19 protein-coding genes are annotated in these 18636 nt (G+C 71.6%); 9 read left to right on the top strand and 10 right to left on the bottom strand.

The annotated features are described in order from the left end of the window. Nucleotides 1-27 precede the first annotated feature (27 nt). Nucleotides 28-711: a TetR/AcrR family transcriptional regulator gene (locus KRH_RS00395; protein ID WP_012397159.1), complete on the top strand. Its 684-nt coding sequence runs from the start codon at nt 28-30 to the stop codon at nt 709-711. Nucleotides 712-718: 7 nt separating this feature from the next. On the opposite strand, the gene KRH_RS00390 is transcribed toward KRH_RS00395, so the two are convergent. The 3 genes from KRH_RS00390 to KRH_RS12495 all read right to left on the bottom strand — a co-directional run bounded on the left by KRH_RS00390 (nt 719) and on the right by KRH_RS12495 (nt 3643). After that, nucleotides 719-2152 carry an aminobutyraldehyde dehydrogenase gene (locus tag KRH_RS00390; RefSeq protein ID WP_012397158.1) on the bottom strand — a complete coding sequence of 478 codons (1434 nt, stop codon included), beginning with the start codon at nt 2150-2152 and terminating at the stop codon, nt 719-721. A 214-nt stretch (nt 2153-2366) separates the two neighbouring features. Further along, complete coding sequence (locus tag KRH_RS00385; RefSeq protein WP_387696433.1) at nt 2367-3377, bottom strand: hypothetical protein; 1011 nt, start codon at nt 3375-3377, stop codon at nt 2367-2369. Beyond that, nucleotides 3377-3643: a hypothetical protein gene (locus KRH_RS12495; RefSeq protein WP_050738016.1), complete on the bottom strand. Its 267-nt coding sequence runs from the start codon at nt 3641-3643 to the stop codon at nt 3377-3379. Before KRH_RS12495 ends, KRH_RS00385 begins: the two co-directional genes overlap by 1 nt. A gap of 194 nt (nt 3644-3837) precedes the next feature. On the opposite strand from KRH_RS12495, the gene KRH_RS00380 reads away from it, so the two are divergent. The 3 genes from KRH_RS00380 (at nt 3838) to KRH_RS00370 (ending at nt 6511) form a co-directional block, all read left to right on the top strand. Beyond that, a complete protein-coding gene (locus KRH_RS00380; RefSeq protein WP_012397155.1) occupies nt 3838-4833 on the top strand; it encodes an NAD(P)-dependent oxidoreductase in 996 nt (331 codons plus the stop codon). Continuing rightward, nucleotides 4830-5948, top strand: a complete 1119-nt coding sequence (locus KRH_RS00375) for a pirin family protein (RefSeq protein ID WP_012397154.1) — start codon at nt 4830-4832, stop codon at nt 5946-5948. The genes KRH_RS00380 and KRH_RS00375 overlap by 4 nt, the downstream gene beginning before the upstream one ends. Before the next feature lie 212 nt (nt 5949-6160). Further along, entirely contained in the window at nt 6161-6511 is a 351-nt protein-coding gene (locus KRH_RS00370; protein ID WP_012397153.1) for a DUF488 domain-containing protein, read from the top strand. A 190-nt stretch (nt 6512-6701) separates the two neighbouring features. On the opposite strand, the gene KRH_RS00365 is transcribed toward KRH_RS00370, so the two are convergent. After that, on the bottom strand, nt 6702-7688 hold the full coding sequence (locus KRH_RS00365) for a hypothetical protein (RefSeq protein WP_148202428.1): 987 nt from the start codon (nt 7686-7688) through the stop codon (nt 6702-6704). Between the two features lie 162 nt (nt 7689-7850). On the opposite strand from KRH_RS00365, the gene KRH_RS00360 reads away from it, so the two are divergent. Together KRH_RS00360 and KRH_RS00355 are read left to right on the top strand one after the other, a co-directional pair. Then, entirely contained in the window at nt 7851-8801 is a 951-nt protein-coding gene (locus tag KRH_RS00360; protein ID WP_012397151.1) for a hypothetical protein, read from the top strand. Between the two features lie 129 nt (nt 8802-8930). Then, nucleotides 8931-9122 (top strand): CsbD family protein, encoded by a 192-nt coding sequence (locus KRH_RS00355; protein ID WP_012397150.1) that lies wholly within the window; start codon nt 8931-8933, stop codon nt 9120-9122. A gap of 73 nt (nt 9123-9195) precedes the next feature. Here the strand turns inward: KRH_RS00355 and KRH_RS00350 are convergent, their stop codons facing one another. Next, nucleotides 9196-10554, bottom strand: a complete 1359-nt coding sequence (locus tag KRH_RS00350) for an MFS transporter (protein ID WP_012397149.1) — start codon at nt 10552-10554, stop codon at nt 9196-9198. A 124-nt stretch (nt 10555-10678) separates the two neighbouring features. Here KRH_RS00350 and KRH_RS00345 point away from each other — a divergent pair, with 124 nt between their 5' ends. Next, the gene (locus KRH_RS00345) at nt 10679-11002 is read left to right on the top strand and encodes a putative quinol monooxygenase (protein ID WP_012397148.1); all 324 of its coding nucleotides are present in this window, start codon (nt 10679-10681) and stop codon (nt 11000-11002) included. Between the two features lie 121 nt (nt 11003-11123). Next, nucleotides 11124-12026: an N-acetylglucosamine kinase gene (locus KRH_RS00340; protein WP_050738015.1), complete on the top strand. Its 903-nt coding sequence runs from the start codon at nt 11124-11126 to the stop codon at nt 12024-12026. A gap of 131 nt (nt 12027-12157) precedes the next feature. On the opposite strand, the gene KRH_RS00335 is transcribed toward KRH_RS00340, so the two are convergent. The 5 genes from KRH_RS00335 to thpR all read right to left on the bottom strand — a co-directional run bounded on the left by KRH_RS00335 (nt 12158) and on the right by thpR (nt 18212). Then, complete coding sequence (locus KRH_RS00335; protein ID WP_012397146.1) at nt 12158-13360, bottom strand: acyl-CoA dehydrogenase family protein; 1203 nt, start codon at nt 13358-13360, stop codon at nt 12158-12160. A gap of 30 nt (nt 13361-13390) precedes the next feature. Further along, nucleotides 13391-14560, bottom strand: coding sequence for a CaiB/BaiF CoA transferase family protein (locus KRH_RS00330; RefSeq protein ID WP_012397145.1), 1170 nt, complete (start codon nt 14558-14560; stop codon nt 13391-13393). 131 nt (nt 14561-14691) lie between these two features. Beyond that, entirely contained in the window at nt 14692-15924 is a 1233-nt protein-coding gene (locus KRH_RS00325) for a M20 family metallo-hydrolase (RefSeq protein ID WP_012397144.1), read from the bottom strand. A gap of 244 nt (nt 15925-16168) precedes the next feature. After that, the gene (locus KRH_RS00320; RefSeq protein ID WP_012397143.1) at nt 16169-17581 is read right to left on the bottom strand and encodes an MFS transporter; all 1413 of its coding nucleotides are present in this window, start codon (nt 17579-17581) and stop codon (nt 16169-16171) included. 34 nt (nt 17582-17615) lie between these two features. Continuing rightward, on the bottom strand, nt 17616-18212 hold the full coding sequence (gene thpR, locus KRH_RS00315; protein ID WP_012397142.1) for an RNA 2',3'-cyclic phosphodiesterase: 597 nt from the start codon (nt 18210-18212) through the stop codon (nt 17616-17618). Between the two features lie 69 nt (nt 18213-18281). Between thpR and KRH_RS00310 the strand changes: the two genes are divergently transcribed. After that, nucleotides 18282-18503 (top strand): hypothetical protein, encoded by a 222-nt coding sequence (locus KRH_RS00310; protein ID WP_012397141.1) that lies wholly within the window; start codon nt 18282-18284, stop codon nt 18501-18503. Nucleotides 18504-18636: the final 133 nt, after the last annotated feature.

Genomic DNA, 18636 nt, shown 5'->3' with positions numbered 1-18636 from the left:
TAGGAGCGATGGGCGGAGGACCGTGTTGTGAGTGACGTGAGATCAGGGCGAGGCCGAGGACGACCCACGGCACCCGTGCTGACCCAGCGGAGAATCGGGGACGCCGCCCTGCTGATCATCCAGTCCCACGGCTACCGCGCCCTGACCATGGCGGCCCTGGCCCGGCAGCTGGGCGTCTCCACCTCCGCCCTCTACAACCACGTGGGCTCCAAACGGGAGATCCTGATCCTGCTCCAGGACCGGATCAACCAGGAGATCGACTGCTCCGGGTTCCTCTCCGAGCCCTGGGACCGGGCCCTGGAGCGCTGGGCCTGGTCCTACCGGGAGGTCTACTCCCGCAACATCCCGCTGATCGCGGTCATCGCGGTCATGCCGGTGGCGGACTCGCCCCACACCCTGCGGATGTACGAGACGGTCACCGCCGCGCTCTCGGAGGCCGGGTGGCCGCGCGAGTGGATCGTGGACGCCATCGTCTCGGTGGAGTCCCTGGTGTTCGGCTCGGCCTACGACTCCGTGGCCCCACCGCACATCTTCGACCCCGGCGCCCTGCGCGACGCCGCCCCGAACTTCGCCGCCGCGGTGCAGCACCGTGACGAGCACGCGACGACGCCGCCTGCGCTCTCCCCGGCAGACCGCGCCTTCCAGCTGGCGCTGGACGCGATGCTGCACGGGCTGCGCGCACGGCTGTCGGAACTCACCACGGCGCGGTGACACCCGGCTACGCCTCCAGGGAGTGCATCACGTGCTTCACACGGGTGTACTCCTCCACCGAGTAGATGGAGAGGTCCTTGCCGTAGCCGGAGTTCTTGAACCCGCCGTGCGGCATCTCGGCCACGAACACCACGTGGGTGTTGACCCAGACGCACCCGAAGTCGAGCTCCCGGCTGACCCGCATGGCCGTGCCGTGGTCGGAGGTCCAGACGCTCGAGGCCAGGGCGTAGGAGACGTCGTTGGCGAGCTCCACGGCCTCTTCCGGGGTGCTGAAGCGCTGCACGGTGAGGACCGGGCCGAACGTCTCCTCCTGCACCAGCTGGTCGTCCTGGCGCAGCCCGGTGATCACGGTGGGCTCCACGAAGAACCCCGGGGTGTCGGCCACGGGCCTGCCACCGGTCACCACGGTGGCGTGGGACGGGATGTTCTCCAGCTTCTGGCAGACGTCCGCGTAGTGGCGCTCGTTGATGAGCGGGCCGAAGTCGTTCTCGGAGTCGTCCGCGGAGCCGGTCCTCGCGGCCTCGGCGTACTTGGCGAGCAGCTCCACGAGCCGGTCGTGGGCGCTGTCCTCCACCAGGATGCGCGTGACCGCGGTGCAGTCCTGCCCGGCGTTGAAGGTGCCGAAGGCGATCAGCTGCTCCGCCGCGCGCTCCAGGTCCGCGTCCGCGAACACGACGGCGGGGGCCTTGCCACCGAGCTCCAGGTGGGCCCGCTTGAGACCGTCGGCGGCGCCGCGCGCCACGGCGCGCCCGGCCCGGACCGAACCGGTGATCGAGACCATGGCGGGCGCGGGGTGGCGGGTCATGAGCTGCCCGGTGCCGCCGTCGCCCAGGACCACGTTGAAGACGCCCGGGGGCAGGATCTCACCGGCGAGACGGGCGACCACCAGGGTGGACTCGGGGGTGGTGTCGCTGGGCTTGAGCACGATGGTGTTGCCCGCGGCGAGCGCGGGGCCGATCTTCCAGATCCCCATCAGCAGCGGGTAGTTCCAGGGGGTGACCTGCGCGACCACACCCACGGGCTCACGCCGCACATAAGAGGTGTGGTCCGTCATGTACTCGCTGGCGGCCCGCCCCTCCAGGGTGCGGGCGGCCCCGGCGAAGAACCGGAGGTTGTCGACACCGGCGTCCACCTCCTCCGCGCTGATCTGGGCGCGGGGCTGCCCGGTGTTGCGGTGCTGCGCCTCCACAATCTCGTCCTTGTTGTCCCGCAGCGCGTCCGCGAGCGCCAGCAGCGCGTTCTGGCGTTCGGCCGGGGTGGTCCGGCCCCACGCCTTGGACGCGGCGACCGCGGCCTCGAAGGCGTCGTTGACGTCCTCCTCGTTCGACACCGGGGACACCGCCACCACGGAACCGTCGGTGGGGTTCTTGATGTCGATCCGGTCCTGCCCCTTGGCGGGGACGAATCGTCCGTTGATGAAGTTCTGCAGCATGTCCGACATGGGAAGTCTCCTCGCTGTGGCTGTCTCGTCCGGCTTGCGCGCCACCCAGGTGAGGTGGGGCCGCGACGGTGAGTAACTGGGATCACTCTAAATGATTGCTGTTCATTATTGAACCCCTCCTCCGGACCCCACCCCTCCACAACACCCCGGCGACGCCGCCCAGGAACCCTCCCGGGCGGCGTCGTCATCTCCGGCGCCGCGCGCGGGCGCGGCCTCAGTCGCCGTGCCCCTCGCCACCCGGAACCTCGGACCGGCCCGTGGTCACCGCCAGCTCCACCGGGGTGTGCGGCAGGTCGACGGTCCTGGCCACCGTGCCCGAGGAGAGGTCCACCACGTGCAGCTTCCGGTGCTCGGCGTCCGTGACGTAGGCCTTGCCCTCGGCGACCTTCACGGCCGGGCCAGGCTGCTGCCAGTCCTCCTTCTCCTGCCACGGCTCGATCACCGCGATCCGCTGCGTGATCTTCCCGGTGTTCTGGTCGATCACGGCGAGCGTGCCGTCATAGGTCAGCACGAGTCCCTCGCCGTGGGGTCCGCGCGCGAGGGAACGGAACCAGCAGGAGGAGCCCAGTTCCACGAGCCGGTGGGTGTCGTTGCGGGTGTCGAACAGGGCCACACGGGTGGGGTGCTCGTGCTCCGCGTCCTTGTCCACCTTGTAGTCGCCGAGCACGATCGGGGACGCCTCCGAGCCCGCCAGGTTCCCGGAGCGCGCGTAGGCGTCCTTCACGGGGACCTTGTGGAACGCCCCGTCCCGGTAGACCACGGGCCCGTTCTCGCAGCCGACCATGACGGTGTCCGTGCTCGTGCCGGACGCCGCCGCGGCCTCCCCGTGCACGCCGGGGCAGTCGGTGGTCCCGGCCCTGACGGACCCGTCCGGGGCGAGCGCCTGTACGGTGTGCCGCTTGGCCTCGGTACCCTGGGTGGTCAACAGGGAGCCGTCGGCGAGCCTCAGCGCCACGCCGTGGTGCGGAGCCTGCGCCTTCTTCCGCTCCACCGCGCCGCCGTCCGCACCGCGCAGCGCGGGCCACTCGACGGTCTGGATGGATCCGTCCCCGTCGCCGAACAGCGTGGTCGCGCCGGCGTGGGCCACCACGTGCCCCGCGTGCGGAGCCTCGAAGGCGCGGCCCGTCAGCGCGGGTGCGGACTCGTGGTAGTGGAAGTGGTCACCGTGCGCCCGGGCCTCCAGCCCGGTGTCGAACACCCGGAACCGGCCCCCGTCCGAGACCATCACGTGCCGCCCATCCCGGCGTTGTTGAGCCGTAGGAAGCCGTCCTGCTTCACGTCCTCGACCACCTCCCCGGACTCGGTGTCCACGCTCAGCAGCCCGCCGTCGTAGGAGACCACCGCGCGCGGGTCCAGGTGCGAGACCTCCTTCACGGACGGCGTCGTCTCCTCGGCCGGGCTCCCCGAGGACGACGCCGCCGCTCCGCCACCCTGCGCGCACCCGCTCAGCAGCAGCGCGGTCGCCCCCAGGGCAGCCACGGTCAGCGGCACAGGTCGTCTGCGGACGGAGGGGGAGGGCACGGCGCCCGGACGGACGGATCCACGGTGGGGAGAGGTTCTCTGCATGGAAGCCCCGTAGCATCAGATGAGAATCGTTTTTATCTAATCGTCGGGGCGTGTCCTCCCGGGAAACCGCCCGCGCGGGTCACAATGGACCTCCACCGGCCTCGACCGCAGGAGCAACCATGACCACCACCCCCCGCACCGTGGGCGTCATCGGCCTGGGCGCCATGGGCGCCCCCATGACCGCGCACCTGGTGGCCGCGGGCCACGACGTGGTGGTGCTGCACCACAGCCTCCACAAGACCGAGGGTGCGCGCCCCGTGGACGACCCCCGCCACATGGCAGGCCAGGCGGACCTCGTGCTCCTCATGGTCCCGGGCGCTCCCGAGATCGACACGCTGCTGCCGCACCTCGCGGAGGGGGCGGCGCAGCGGGAGGCCGGGCGCGGCGGCGTCGTCATCGCGGTCGGCTCCACCGTGTCCCCGGAGGACGTCGCCCGCTGGCACCGCGAGCACCCGGACCTCGCCCTCGTGGATGCCCCGGTGTCCGGGGGCGAGGCGGGCGCGGTGCGGGGTGAGCTGTCCATCATGGTGGGCGGCGAGGACCGCGCGGCGGCCCTGGCCCTCGAGGTGCTCGCGGCGTGCGGGCGGCCCGTCCACCTGGGGCCGCTGGGCGCGGGCCAGGTGGCCAAGGCGTGCAACCAGCTGGTGTGCGCGGCGGAGATCGTCGCGCTGTCCGAGGCGTCCGTGGTGGCCGAGCGCGCCGGGCTGGACCTCGCCGAGCTGCTGGAGCTGATGGGCGGCGGCTACGCCGGGTCCGTGATCCTGGAGGACAAGACTCCCAAGCTCGTGGCCCACGACTACGAGGTCTCCGCGCGGGCATCGTTCGTGCACAAGGACGTCTCCGCCTACCTCGACGCCGCCCGCGCCTCCGGCACGCGCTCCGTCCTGGGCGGGCCCCTGCTCGACGCCGCGCGCCAGCTCGTGGACGCCGGCCTGGGAGAGCAGGACTCGGCCGTGTTCCAGAAGTGGGTGGCCGGGCGCGACACCGGGGAGGACGCCGGCGCCTCGACCCCGGACCCGTCCGGGACTGCCCGGGCACTCCCGGGCGACCGCTCCGACCAGCCCACCCCCTGGACGTCGGGCGCCGGGCGGGACCGGACCGGGGGCGAACGGTGAGCAACCCCGAGAAGAACCCGCAGCCCACCGTGTGCCGCCCGGGAGCCGCACCCGTCCGCGGTGGGCTGCGCAGCGGCGTCGTCGTGGTGGACGGGCAGGACGGGCCCGTGGAGATCCTCGAACCCCGGGACGTGCCCCTGGGCGGGCCGCGCGGGATGACCGTGCGGCGCACCCTGCCGCAGAAGGGCCGCTCGCTGATCGGCGCGTGGTGCTTCCTGGACTCCTACGGCCCGGACGACGTCGCCGCGACCGGCGGGATGAAGGTCGCCCGCCACCCCCACACCGGGCTGGCCACCGTGTCCTGGCTGTTCGAGGGGCGCATCGACCACGTGGACTCCGCCGGGAACTGGGCCACCGTGCGCCCGGGCGAGGTGGACCTCATGAACGCCGGACGCGGGATCACCCACTCCGAGTTCTCCACGGCCGACACCAGCGTGCTCCACGGCGTGCAGCTCTGGTACGCGTTCCCGGACGCGGACCGCTTCGGGGAGCCGAGCCTGGACACCCACCGCCCCGAGCCGGTGAGCGGCGAGGGGTTCTCCGCGCGCGTGTTCATCGGCTCGCTGCTCGGGACCACCTCCCCCATCGCCACGCGGTTGCCGCTCACGGGCGCGGAGCTGCGGATCGAACCGCGCACCACCGTGGAGATCGACGTGCCGCCCGAGCACGAGCACGGCGCGCTGTGCGTGGACGGCCCGCTCTCCCTGGACGGGGTGGAGATCCCCCGGCACGGCATCGGGTTCACCGGCACGGGCCGTTTCCGCCTGCGCCTGACCACGGGGGAGGACGCCGCCACGGTCCTGCTCATCGGCGGGGCGCCCCTGCACGAGCAGATCTTGATGTGGTGGAACTTCGTGGGCCGCTCCCACGAGGAGATCGAGACCTGGCGGCGGGCCTACATGGAGGAGATGGGCCTCGTGGCGCCGGGTCCGGACTCGCCGCTGGCGCCGGACCGCGCCGGGCAGCCGGTGGGCGGGGCAGAGCTCGACGAGCTGCTCGGCACCGCCTACGACGACGGCCGCCCCTTCCCGCAGTTCGGCACGTTCCCGCCCGGCCAGCCGGACCCGCTGCCCGCACCGGAACTGCCGAACACCGTCCTGCGCCCGCGGGGCTGATCCGGCGACGACGCCGCCGCGGGCCACCCCGGCAGGCGCACCTCGGCGCGGGCCCGCGCGGGCGGCGTCGCCCCCGTGCGCCCGACCCCGCCCCCTGACGGCCCGCAGATATTGTGCAGCTTTTGCCGTTTTCGGCGGCGAAAGTGGCAAAGCTGCACTTTGCACGGGGGTGGAGGCGCGCCGGGCGACGTCATGGGGTGTATACCGGGGGCATGGACGTTGTCGTGAAACGGATCTATGACGAGCCCGCGCAGAACGACGGCACCCGTGTGCTGGTCGACCGCGTGTGGCCCCGGGGCATCCGCAAGGCGGACGCGCACCTGGACGACTGGAACAAGGAGGTGTCGCCCTCCACCGAACTGCGCAAGTGGTACGGCCACGACCCCGAGAAGTTCGAGGAGTTCTCCAGCCGGTACCGCAAGGAGCTGGAGTCCGGGGAGGGCAAGGAGGGGCTGCAGAAGCTTCGGGACAGCGTGAAGGGCAAGCGGTTGACGCTGCTCACGGCGTCCAAGGCCGTGGACATCAGCCAGGCGACCGTCCTGAAGACGATCCTCTCGGACTGAGCCCGCCCGGGCCCCTGCCCGCTGCTGCTCCCGGCGCCACCCACCGGGACCCACAGGCACTCGCCGGGGTCCAAAGGCACTCACCTGGGTCCACGGGCGTTCACCGGGGCTCGCAGGCGCGCACAGGGGCTCTCCGAAGATCATCGGGGCTCACCGGGCATCATCGGCACGCGCCGGGGATCACCGAGGACTACCGGGGCGAGAAGCTCCACTCCTGCCCGGACTCCACCACCACGACCTTCTCGCCGTCACCCACGGCTACCTTCAGGTCCGCGGGCGCCCGGCCATACCCGTGCTGCTCGCTCAGGGAGAGGTCCTGCGCGGCGAAGACCTTCACATCGGGGGTGTCGCTGTCCTCGGAACCGCTAACGCTGAGCCGGTAGTCGGCCGCCGCGCCCGCCGGTACGCGGAACACGCGGGGCCCCTTGCCCGTGACGGGCCTGCCCCGTTCCACCGTGGGAACGTCCGAGAGCGCATGGCCCCGCACCTCCCAGCTCACACCCTCGCTGCCCTGGGCGTAGAGGACGCCCGTGGTCCGCTGGTAGCCCCCGGTGTTGATGAGTCCCGTTCCGGATGTTCCCGGACGCACGATCGGCAGGGACGCCGAGAGCTCGCCGCCCTTCTTCTCGTGGCCGTTCACGAACAGTGTTCCCCGACCGGAACCCGTGGAGCTCCAGACCACGAGGACGGGGCCGTCGTGCGCGGGGACGGGGATGGCGTTCTCGTCCTCGTCGTTGATCGAGGTCTTCGCGAACGTCCCGGTCCTGCGGAAGAGGGGTTTGCCGCTCGGCACCCCGAGCGCCCGGGCGCCCTCGATAGCCACCGGTGCGTGGGTCGACGCGCTCTCCGCCGGTTGCTTCGACGCCGCCGGGGTCTGTGCCTCCTGCGCCGACGACGCCGCCGGCGTGGACGTCTCTTCGGCCGTCCCGTCCTGCGTGACCACCGGAGCCGGGTCCTCCCCGCCTCCGACCTCCACGGTCCTGACGACCAGGTAGGCGAGCAGGGCGATCACCAGCAGGAGCACGAGGCCCCCGACCGCGGCGAGCGCCACAGCGACCCCCACGGGGACACCCTCGCGCGCCGGGACAGCGGTCTTCCAGGAGGGGGTGCTGGTCGGCGAGCCCTCCGGACGGCCCGAAGGCGGTTCGCTGGGAGTGGGGCCGGATGCAGTACTCATGAACACCTCGCACCGTGGTGATGTTTGGCTCATCCTTGCACGGGCGCCGCGATCCGCCCTTCCCATCCGCGAATTTCGCGGCTCGGGCGCGTACCGTGGTTTCCATCCGCGGCCCCTGCGCGGTACACCCCCTGTCCCCATCACGATCGAGGTGTTCCCCCGATGCGTTCCCGTTCCGTCCCTCTCGCGTCCGCGCTCTGTGCCCTCCTGCTGCTCTCGGGCTGCGGCGGAGGCCCCGCGGAAAACCACGACGACGCGGGCGGGGACGCGGCGTCGTCGTCCCAGGAGACGAGTGCCACCCCGACCCCCGAGGAGCCGGCCGAGCTGATCGGCGGGGGCACGGAGCTGTTCCCGGACCGCCGTTTCGTGGCGCTGTACGGGCACCCGGGCACCCCCGGGCTGGGGGCACTGGGCGAGCAGGGGCCCGAGGCGTCCGTGACGCGGGTCAAGGAACTGGCCAAGAGCTACGAGCCGTACAGCGAGGAGAAGGTGGTCCCCGCGTTCGAGATCATCGCCACCACGGCGTCCTCGGAACCGGGCCCGGACGGCAACTACTCCACGGAATCCACCGTGGAGCAGCTCAAGCCCTACGTGGAGGCCGCGGAGAAGAACGACGTCTACGTGGTGCTGGACCTGCAGCCCGGGCAGGCGGACTTCCTCACGCAGGCCAAGCAGTACGAGGAGCTGCTCAAGCACCCGAACGTGGGCCTGGCCCTGGATCCCGAGTGGCGCCTGGCCCCGGGACAGCTGCCCCTGCAGCAGATCGGCTCCGTGGACGCCGCGGAGATCAACAGGACCTCGGACTGGCTGGCCGCGCTCACCCGGGACAACCGGCTGCCGCAGAAGACCCTGCTCCTGCACCAGTTCTCGATGTCCATGATCCAGAACCGCGAGGCGATCAACACGCAGCACCCCGAGCTGGCGTTCGTGCTGCACGCGGACGGCCACGGCACCCCCGACCTCAAGACGGGCACGTGGAACGCCCTGCAGGAGGGGCTGCCGAAGGGCATCCGCATGGCGTGGAAGAACTTCTACGACGAGGACACCCCCATGTACACCCCGCAGCAGACCTTCGGGATCACCCCCAAGCCCTGGTTCGTCTCCTACCAGTGACCGGGGGGACGGGGCCGTGAGGACCGCGCGCAGTTCGCCCCCGGAGGAAAGCCCCCGTCCATGTCTTCCCATCGATTCCGCGCGGGACTACATTGTGAGCACCTGTTCGCTCCACGGAAGGAAGTGTCTATGGGACTCGGTGACAAGATCAGCAATGCTGCGGAGAAGGCAACCGGTGCCGCCAAGGAGAAGGTCGGCGACGCCACGGACAACCGCGACCTGCAGGCCGAAGGCGCTGCAGACAAGATGTCCGGTGGCGCCAAGCAGTCCGTGGAGAACGTCAAGGACGCCGGCAAGAACCTGAAGGACGGGCTGGGCTGAGCTCCGCACCCGCAACCTTTCAACCGGAAGGCCCTCGTCGTCACGACGGGGGCCTTTCGCATGCCCGGACCGCTCAGCGCACCCCGTAGCGGCGGCGGGCGATCAGCAGGCTCCCCAGGGACAGCGCCGCCACCGCGGCGTAGTAGATGCTCGGGGAGGTCAGGGAACCGGTTGCGGAAATCAGCCACGCGAGCACCAGCGGGGCGAAGCCGCCGAACACGGTGACCCCCACGTTGTACGCGATGGACATGCCCGTGGTGCGGATGGCGGTGGGGAACATCTCGCTCAGCAGCGCGGGCATGGGCCCGAAGTACAGCGCCATGATCAGCCCCAGCACCACCTGCACGGCGGTCAGGGTGGCCACCGTGGGAACGGCCACGAGCCACACGAACAGCGGGTAGACGGCCAGCACACCCACCACGGCGGCCACCAGCATGACCCTGCCGCAGCCCACCCGGTCCGCGAGACGCCCCACAAACGGTGAGCCCACCAGGGTCACGAGGCCGGCCACGATCCCTCCCACGTACGCCGCCCACGAGGGCAGGTCCAGGTTCTGGATGGAGAACGTGGGCATGAACAGGATCGTGTAGACGGACATCGAGGCCAGCCCCACCACGCCGGACGCGGTGAGCCACCGGCCCGCGGAGTGCACGATGGTCTGGGCGAGGGGCCCGCGGCGCCCGCGCGGCGTCGTCGTGCCCGCCTGCCCGGTCCGCGCGCCGGGGGACGACGCCGCCCGCGCGCGTTCGTCCTGCAGCTCGCGGAAGTCCGGGGTTTCGTCCATGTACAGCCGGATGAACAGGCCCACGGGCCCGATGAGCAGCCCGAACAGGTAGGGCATGCGCCAGCCCCACGAGTAGAGGGCCTCCTCGCTGATCAGGGTGTGCAGGCCGAAGCCGAACGCGGAGGCCAGGAACATGGACACGCCCTGGGTGGCCACCTGCCACGAGCCGTAGAAGGCGCGCTTGTCCGGGGCGTTCTCGATGAGGAACGCGGTGGCCGTGCCGAACTCGCCGCCCGCGGAGAAGCCCTGGATGAGCCGGGCCAGGAGGATCAGCAGCGCCGCGGCTGGGCCGATCACGGCGGCGGTGGGGGCCACGAGCATGATGAGCGTGCCCAGCATCATGAGCCCGATCGTGATGGTCAGGGCCGGGCGGCGCCCGTGACGGTCCGCGTAGGAGCCCAGCACGAGCGCACCGATCGGGCGGATCAGGTAGGACACGGCGAACGTGCCCAGGGTCAGCAGGGTGCCCGTGACCCTGCCCACGGACTCGGACTCGAAGAACAGGTGGGAGATCACCACGGCCAAGGACGAGTAGACGATGATGTCGAACCACTCGAGCGCGTTGCCGACCGAGGACGCCACCACGGCGCGACGCGCGGTGCGGCGCTGCTTGGGGGTCACGGGATCCTGGATTGCTGGGCTGCTCATGTCTGCACGCTAGCCCACGGTCCGCACGCGCCCGGCAACCCGTGACGCCGCATGACACCGGGGGCGCTCCTATACTGGACTGCGACAACGCACCCTTCGAGACACGTAGCACCAGGAGCAGAAAATGATCTTTATCGTGGTCAAGTTCGAGGCCAAGGACGAGTACGTGGAGCGTTGGCCGGAGCTCGTGGCCGAGTTCACCGAGGCCACCCGCCAGGAGCCCGGCAACAAGTGGTTCGAGTGGTCCCGCAGCCTGGAGAACCCGAACGAGTACGTGCTGGTGGAGGCCTTCGAGGAGGACGCCGCCGAGGCGCACGTGAACTCGGAGCACTTCCGGAAGATGACCGAGCAGTTCCCGCAGTACCTGGTGAAGACCCCGCGCATCATCTCCCGCCAGGTCGAGGGGGACGGCTGGGAGGAGATGGGCGAGGTGCAGGTCTCGAACTGACCCGGCCGCCGCGGTGAGTGCAGAGCCCGCGGGACCGGGCCCTGGTGGGACCGGATTCACCGGTCCTGGCGGGGCCCGTCACCCGGGCCTCAATGACGCGGGCAGCACGGGTGAGTTCCTCGTGGGCCTGGACATCGGTGGCTCCCACACGCGCGGCGTCCTGTTCCGCGGGCGGACACCCGTGCGCGAGGCGCGCGCCGGGTCCGCGAACGTGCAGAACGTCCCTGCGGAGCAGGCACGCGCGTGCCTGGCGTCCGTCCTGACGGAGCTCGGGGCCTCCCCCGCCACACCTGTGGTCGCGGGCTCCGGCGGCGTGGACACCGCGCACGACGCCGCCCGGCTGGCCGGTCTCATCCGTTCCGCCGGTTCCCTGGACCCGGGCACTCCCGTGACGGCGGTACACGACACCCGGCTGATCCTCGCCGCGGGTGGTCACACGTCCGGGATCGCGCTCATCGCGGGAACCGGATCGGTGGCCTGGGGTGTGGACGCCTCCGGCCGCGAGGTGCGCGCCGGCGGCTGGGGATACCTGCTCGGTGACGAGGGCAGCGGCTACTGGATCGGCCGGGAGGCCGTGCGCCGGGTGCTGCGGCGGGCCCAGCAATCCGCTGCCGGGGGCGAGGAGGACGCACTCACCCGGGTGGTGCTGGAGCACGCCGGAGTGGCCGAGCCCACCGACCTGATCGGCGCGTTCCACGACCTTCCGGACCGGTCCCACTGGGCAGGGCTCGCGCGCCCCGTGTGCGAGCTGGCCACCTCCGGGGACGCCGTGGCGGCCGCGCTGACGGCTGCGGCCGCGGAGCACCTCGCGGACCTCGTGCTCACGGTGGCGCGCGCCATGGCCGAACCCCTGCCCGTGGTCGTGGGCGGAGGGCTCACCGGGTCCGCGGTGGGCCAGCGGGTGGCGGAACTGCTGCAGGGGCAGGGCCTGTCCGTGACCCTCCTGGACCGCGAACCGGTCCTGGGGGCGCCGCTGCTCGCCCGCTGCGCCCCGGGCTGGCCGAGTTCCGTGGCCCCGCCCTGACCCACCACGACCGCGACGCATAACGAGGCCCCGGGAACGGCCGACCCGGCGTCGTCGTTCCACGAAAAAGATGCGGATACATGAAAAACCGGGTACCCCCGTGGGAGGCACCCGGTTCGTCACACGGGGACTCAGCGGAACGCGCCCACCCCCGTGAGCTGCTGGCCCAGGATCAGGGAGTGCACCTCGTCCGTGCCCTCGTAGGTGCGCACGGACTCCAGGTTGTTGGCGTGGCGCAGCGGCGAGTAGTCCAGGGTGACGCCGTTGCCGCCCAGGATGGTGCGGGCCTCGCGGGCGATCTTGATGGCCTCGCGGCAGTTGTTGAGCTTGCCCACCGAGATCTGGTGGTTCTGCAGCTTTCCGGCGTCCTTGAGGCGCCCGAGCTGCAGGGCGAGCAGGAAGCCCTTGTCGATCTCCAACGCCATGTTCACGAGCTTCTGCTGCGTCATCTGGTAGCCGGAGAGCGGGCGGTCGAACTGCATGCGCTCCTGCGAGTACGCCAGAGCGGCCTCGAAGGAGTCGCGCGCGGCACCCATGGCACCCCAGATGATGCCGTAGCGGGCCTCGTTGAGGCACGAGAACGGACCGCGCAGACCCTTGGCCTCGGGCAGCATGGCGGAGGCGGGGAGGCGGACGTCCGTGAGCTCGATGTCGCACTGGATGGACGCGCGCATGGACAGCTTGGCCGTGATGGGCGTGGCCTTGAAGCCCGGGGTGTCGGTGGGGACCACGAAACCGCGGATCCCGTCGTCGGTCTGCGCCCAGATCACGGCCACCTTGGCCACGCTGGCCAGCCCGATCCAGCGCTTGGCGCCGTTGATGACCCAGTCCTCGCCGTCCTTGCGGGCGAAGGTCTTCATGGACGAGGGGTCGGAGCCCGCGGTGGGCTCGGTCAGCCCGAAGCAGCCGATGGCCTCACCGGCGGCCATCCGCGGCAGCCACTGCTGCTTCTGCTCCTCGGAGCCCCACTTGTAGATGGCGCTCATGGCCAGCGAGCCCTGCACGGACACGAACGTGCGCAGACCGGAATCCCCGGCCTCCAGCTCCGCACCGGCCAGGCCGTACTCCACGGCGGAGCGGCCCGCGCAGCCGTAGCCCTTGAGGTGCATGCCGAGCAGGCCCAGCTTGGCCATCTCCGGCACGATCTCAAGCGGGAAGACGGCGTTGTCGTACCACTCGGCGATGTTCGGCTTGATGGTGGCATCCACGAACTCGCGCACCTTCGCGCGCAGCGCGATCTCTTCTTCGGACAGCAGGGAGTCGAAGCTCACCAGGTCCATGACGTCCACGGGAATCAGTTCACTCATGGGTCCACTGTATGACTGCGGACACATTGCGCGTAGCCGGGTGCCGAGCCTGATTTCTCACATCTGCCGTTCCCGGGGCTGCCGCAGCCACTTGGTGACGGTCTCGGTGTCCTCGCCCAGCTGCGGCGGGGCCTGTGTGGGGGACGCCAGCGGCGGGGTCCAATGCGCCGGATGGCGGAACTGGCGGCCCACGGTCGTGCCCGTGCGGTCCTGGACGTCCACGGTCGGTTCCAGCCCGAGCTCCTCGGCCAGGGCCACGCCCTCGTCGATGCCGCCCACCTTGCCCGCGGGCACTCCCACCTCGGTCAGGGCCTCCTGCCACTCGGAGGCGGTGCGCGCGGCCAGGGCCTCCTCGAGCAGTGCGGTGAGCTCCTCCCGGTGGTCCACGCGGGCGCCGTTGCTCGCGTAGCGCTCGTCCTCGGCGGTCTCGGGGATGCCGAGCACCTCGGTGAACTTCCGGAACTGGCGGTCGTTGCCCACCGTCACGGCCAGGGGCGCGTCCGAGCACTGCAGCAGCTGGTACGGCACGATCGACGGGTGGTCGTTGCCCATCCGCTGCGGCACCTTTCCGGCCCCCAGGTACGCCTGGCCCTGGTTCACCAGCGCGCCCTGCAGGCTGGAGAGCAGACTGACGTCGATGTGCGCGCCGCGGCCCGTGCGGCGTCGTTGTTCGAGCGCTGCGAGCGTGCCGATCGTGGCGTCCTTGGCGGTGAGCACGTCCACGAGCGCGACGCCCGCCTTGGTGGGCTCGCCGTCCGCGCGGCCGGTGATGCTCATGAGCCCGCCCACGGCCTGCACCAGGAAGTCGTAGCCGGCCAGGTGCGCGCCGCCCGCGGTGCCGAAGCCCGAGACGGACACGAAGACCACCCCGGGGTTCTCCACAGAGATCTCGTCGTAGCCCAGACCAAGCTTCGCCATGCCACCGGGCTTGAAGTTCTCCACCACCACGTCCGCGCGCAGGGCGAGTTCGCGCGCGAGCTCGCGGCCCTCGTCCTCCCGCAGGTCCAGGCACACGGACTCCTTGTTGCGGTTCACGGACTCGTAGTACGTGGGCCCTGTCTCGGAGAACGGCGGGCCCCAGTGCCGGGTGTCGTCCCCGCTGCCGGGGCGCTCCACCTTGATCACGCGCGCACCCAGGTCCGCGAGCGTCATGGTGCACAGCGGCCCGGCGAGCACGCGCGAGAAGTCGGCGACGAGCACGCCGTCCAGGGGCAGGGGATCGGTCACGGGGTCCTCCTAGGGTCGGGGTTCCTCCCCACTCTATGACCGGGACCACACCCATCGGGCACCCGCCCGGAATGGCAGGGACGACGACGCCGCTCGCGCCCGCTCCGCCTCACCCCGCCCTGCACGTCGGCTCAGCCCAGCTCACCCTGCGCCACCCTGCGCAGCGTGGCCGTGAGCATCTCCAGCCCGGCGAGCATGTCCTCGTCCGACGTGAACTCGTACTCGTTGTGCGTGATCCCCTTGTGGGAGGGCACGAACAGCATCACGGTGGGCAGCACATCTTTCACGTTGGTGGAGTCGTGGCCGGCCAGTGTCATGATCCGGGTGTGCGGCAGGTCCAGCTCCGTCACGACCTCCTGCGCGAGCGCCAGACCCTCCGGGGCGTACTCCAGCACGTCCCACGCGTGGCGGTTCACGGTCTGAATTTCCACGTTCGCGGCCCGGGCGGCCTCCTCCACCTCCCGGGCAAAGTGCTCGTCCGCGGCGGTCAGGCGCTCGGCGTCCGGGCTGCGGAGGTCGATCACCAGGCGGGCCTCGCGGGCCACGGCCACCGGGGAGTTGGGCTCGATCAGCAGCTCCCCGCAGGACGTGATGACGTCGTGCTCCAGCGCCACCTTCCGCGCCGAGGCGATCAGCAGCGACGCCCCGAGCAGCGCGTCCTTGCGGTCCTCGATGAGCGTGGACCCGGTGTGCGCCTGCTCCCCGAGCACCAGGAACTCGTACTTGCGCACGCCCCACGTGGCCTCCACCAGACCAATGGTGAAGCCGTCCTCCTCCATGGACTTGCCCTGCTGGATGTGCAGCTCCAGGTACGCGGTGGCCTCCGGGATGCTGTCCTCACCGCGCTGGCCGAGGGCGTCCAGCGCCTCGCGCACGCTCACCCCGGCGGTGTCCCGGACCTCGAGCGTCTCCTCCAGGTCCCGCTTGCCCGTGTACACGGAGCTGCCCATCATGGACGGCTTGAACCGGCAGCCCTCCTCGTTGAACCAGTTCACGACGCACAGGTTCCGGTTCAGCGCCACCTCTCCCGACGACGCCGCACGGAACAGTTCCGCACACGCGTGCGCCCCCGCGAGCACGCCGTACGCGCCGTCGAACCGCCCGGCCCGCGGCTGCGAGTCCAGGTGCGATCCCACCAGCACGTAGGGAGCGCCGGGCGTGTGCTCGAACAGGCCGAACTGGTTGCCGACGGCGTCGTAGTGCACCGTGGCGCCGCGCGCCGTGAGCCAGCCCGCGAACCACTGCCTGTTCAGCCCGTCCGCCTCGGTGGCCGCCTGCCGCTCGACCCCGCCGGACTCGAGCCCGCCGTTGCGGGACATCTGCGCGAACGCGTCCAGGAAGTCGGAGCCGTGCTGCTGGGTCATGAGGGAGCCTCCCGAGGCGCGTCGGAGCGGGGCGGAACCCCGCCGGTGATCGTGAGGCCATGCTACGTGCCGGGTGTGACGCGCATCTCGTGCGGAGCGCATCTCCGGCCAGCCGCCGCGGCGGGGACGGGCAGCGGGGCGACCCTTCCTGGGATCGGCCGACGGCTCGGACACGCCGGCCTGCGCGCCGCTACGGCCCTCTCGTCTCCCCCGTCCGGCAGAGCATTAGGACGACGACGCCGCTCTACCCCTCCCGCGGTCGTCGCACCGCTTTCTCCACACCGCTGGCGACGAGCAGCGCGCACGTGAGCCAGATGGCACCACCCGGACCGAACGGGGCGGCCACCGCGCCGGCGGCCACGGGGAGGATCACCTGCCCCAGCCGGTTCCCCATGAGCCGCACCGCGAGCGCCGAGCCGCGCCATGTGCCCGGGACTGCGGTGGAGATCAGGGTCATGGTCAGGGGCTGGCCCAGGCCCAGGAAGAACCCGCCCACGGCCAGGAAGAGGGCGGCCCACCAGAAGCTGTCCAGGAACAGCGGGGGCACGATCAGCGCCAGCCCGGAGGCCAGCAGGCTCGCGATCAGCAGCGCGCGGCGCGAGAACCTCCCGGACAGCAGCGGCAGCAGCAGGCGGGACACGATCGACGCCAGTCCGCGGGCCCCCAGGAGCACACCCACCACGGAGGGGGCCACTCCCGCCTCCTCGCCCACGAGCGGCAGGAACGCGGTGAGGATGTCGATCATGGCCAGCAGGGACAGGGACGCCACCATGTTGGACATGACCCCCGGGGCCCGGAGGATGCGCAGCACGTCGGGCCGCTCGTCGGCGCGTGGTGCGCGCTTGGCGGCGCTCGGGGCGTCGTCCCCGCCGGACGGTGCGGCGGGTGACCCCCCGGTCGCTCCCTCCGGGGTCGAACCCCCGGCCCCGGACGCCACACCGGTCCCGGGGGTGCCGGACGCCGACGCGGAGGTGTCCGGAACCGAGGTGCCGTGGGGTGTGGGGCCCGCTGCGGCGTCGTCGTCGGGGGGCGCCCCTGCACCGGGGCGGCGCGAGGCGGGGCCCAGGCGGAAGGCCAGCAGCGGTGCGGCGGCAACCGTGACGAGCACGCCGATCCACAGGCTCTCGTTCACCGCGGCGAGGCGTTCCGGGGAGGCGACGTCCGAGCCGTGGCCCACGATCCACCCGCCGAGCGCCGGGCCGATCATCTGGCCCGCGGAGAACGCGGCGGTGAACCACCCGAAACCCTTGTCCAGGTCCCGGTCCGCGGCGTAGCGGGCGATCGCCGTCTGCCCGCCGATCGTGAAGCACAGGTGACCCATGCCCAGCACCGCGCTGGCGGCGAACACGAACCACACGGAGTTCGCGAGCGCGAGCCCCACCCCGGCCAGCGCCAGGAACCCCACGCCCGCGAGGATCAGCAGGCGCAGCTGCGGGATCCGGTCGGACATCCTGCCCAGCCACACGGCGGTGACCAGGGGCAGCAGGGCGTAGGCGGCGGTGGTGAGGCCGATGACCACGGGGTCCGCACCGAGGCCCAGCAGCTTGTAGGACGTGATGGGGCGGAAGAGGTTCAGCCCGGTCTGGGTGAGCACCGCGGCGGCCACCAGGATCCACAGCCACGTGCTGGAACGGGGTGTGCGCGTGCTCTGGGCCATGCGTTCCAGCGTAGGTGCCCCGGGCCCGGCAGGATCAGACGCCGGACAGTGGATGACGTTCCACGGAGGTGTGCAGCGCCCCTCCCGACCGCCCCTCCCCCAGTTCCGAGGACACCAGGCGGATCTCCCCCACGGTCCACTCCGGGCCCTCGTACACGGACAGCGCGTGCACCACGTGCGCGAGCTCGGGGCCGGTGTGCGCGCGGACGCGTGAGCCGCGGCGTCGTTCCTTGGCCTGGCGCGCACGCTCGGTGCGCGAGGTGCGGGCCACGGTGAGGTGCGCGCGCTGACGGGCACGTTCATCAGGGTCCAGGGAGCACGCGTGCATCAGCTCGGTCAGCTCGGCGGTCTGACCGGCCACCCCCACCCAGAGCGTGGTGCCGGAGAAAGAGCCCGCCCCGTGCAGGCTCACCCGCAGCGGCGGGAACGAGCGGGCGACCTCCCGCAGGTGCTCCGAGAGATCGGGCACGGCCCCCTCCGCCTGGTCCCCGTAGAACGCGAGGGTCAGGTGCCACTGCTCGGGATCACCCCAGCGCAGGGCGGTGCCGGTCATGTCCCGCACCTCGCCCATGGCTCGCACCAGGTGCTCCCGGGCGGCGCGGGGAGGGTGGGCGGCGGCGAAGAGCCTCATGGAACCCACTGTAGGAGCGCGGCCACCGGGGGACTACCCTGAAGCACACCCCCGCCGTGAGGAGCCGCCGTGCAACCCGCCATGAAGTTCTCCCTGACGCTCACCGCCGTGGGCCTGCTCGGTTTCGCCGTCTTCTTCACGTGGCTGCAGGTAGATGCGCTCGGCGCCTCCGGGGGCGTGCCTATCGGGCTCGCCATGATGTGCATGGTCACCGCCATGCTGGCCGTCGGCGGGCTGCTGTGCGTGCTGGCCACCTGGCTGTCGCGGTTCGTCGTGGGCAGGGACCGCTGACCTCGCGCCTCGGATACCGCGCCGACTGCTGACCCGCCGGCCCACCGCGAGCGGGCAGGCCGCCGCCCCAGGAAAACCCCGGCCCACCCGCGCGCCCACCGCGACCACGCGCCGTCGCCGTCGCCGTCGCCGT

Source organism: Kocuria rhizophila DC2201 (assembly GCF_000010285.1).
Classification (GTDB): Bacteria; Actinomycetota; Actinomycetes; order Actinomycetales; family Micrococcaceae; genus Kocuria; species Kocuria rhizophila_A.
This window is presented reverse-complemented; position numbering and strand designations above follow the sequence as displayed.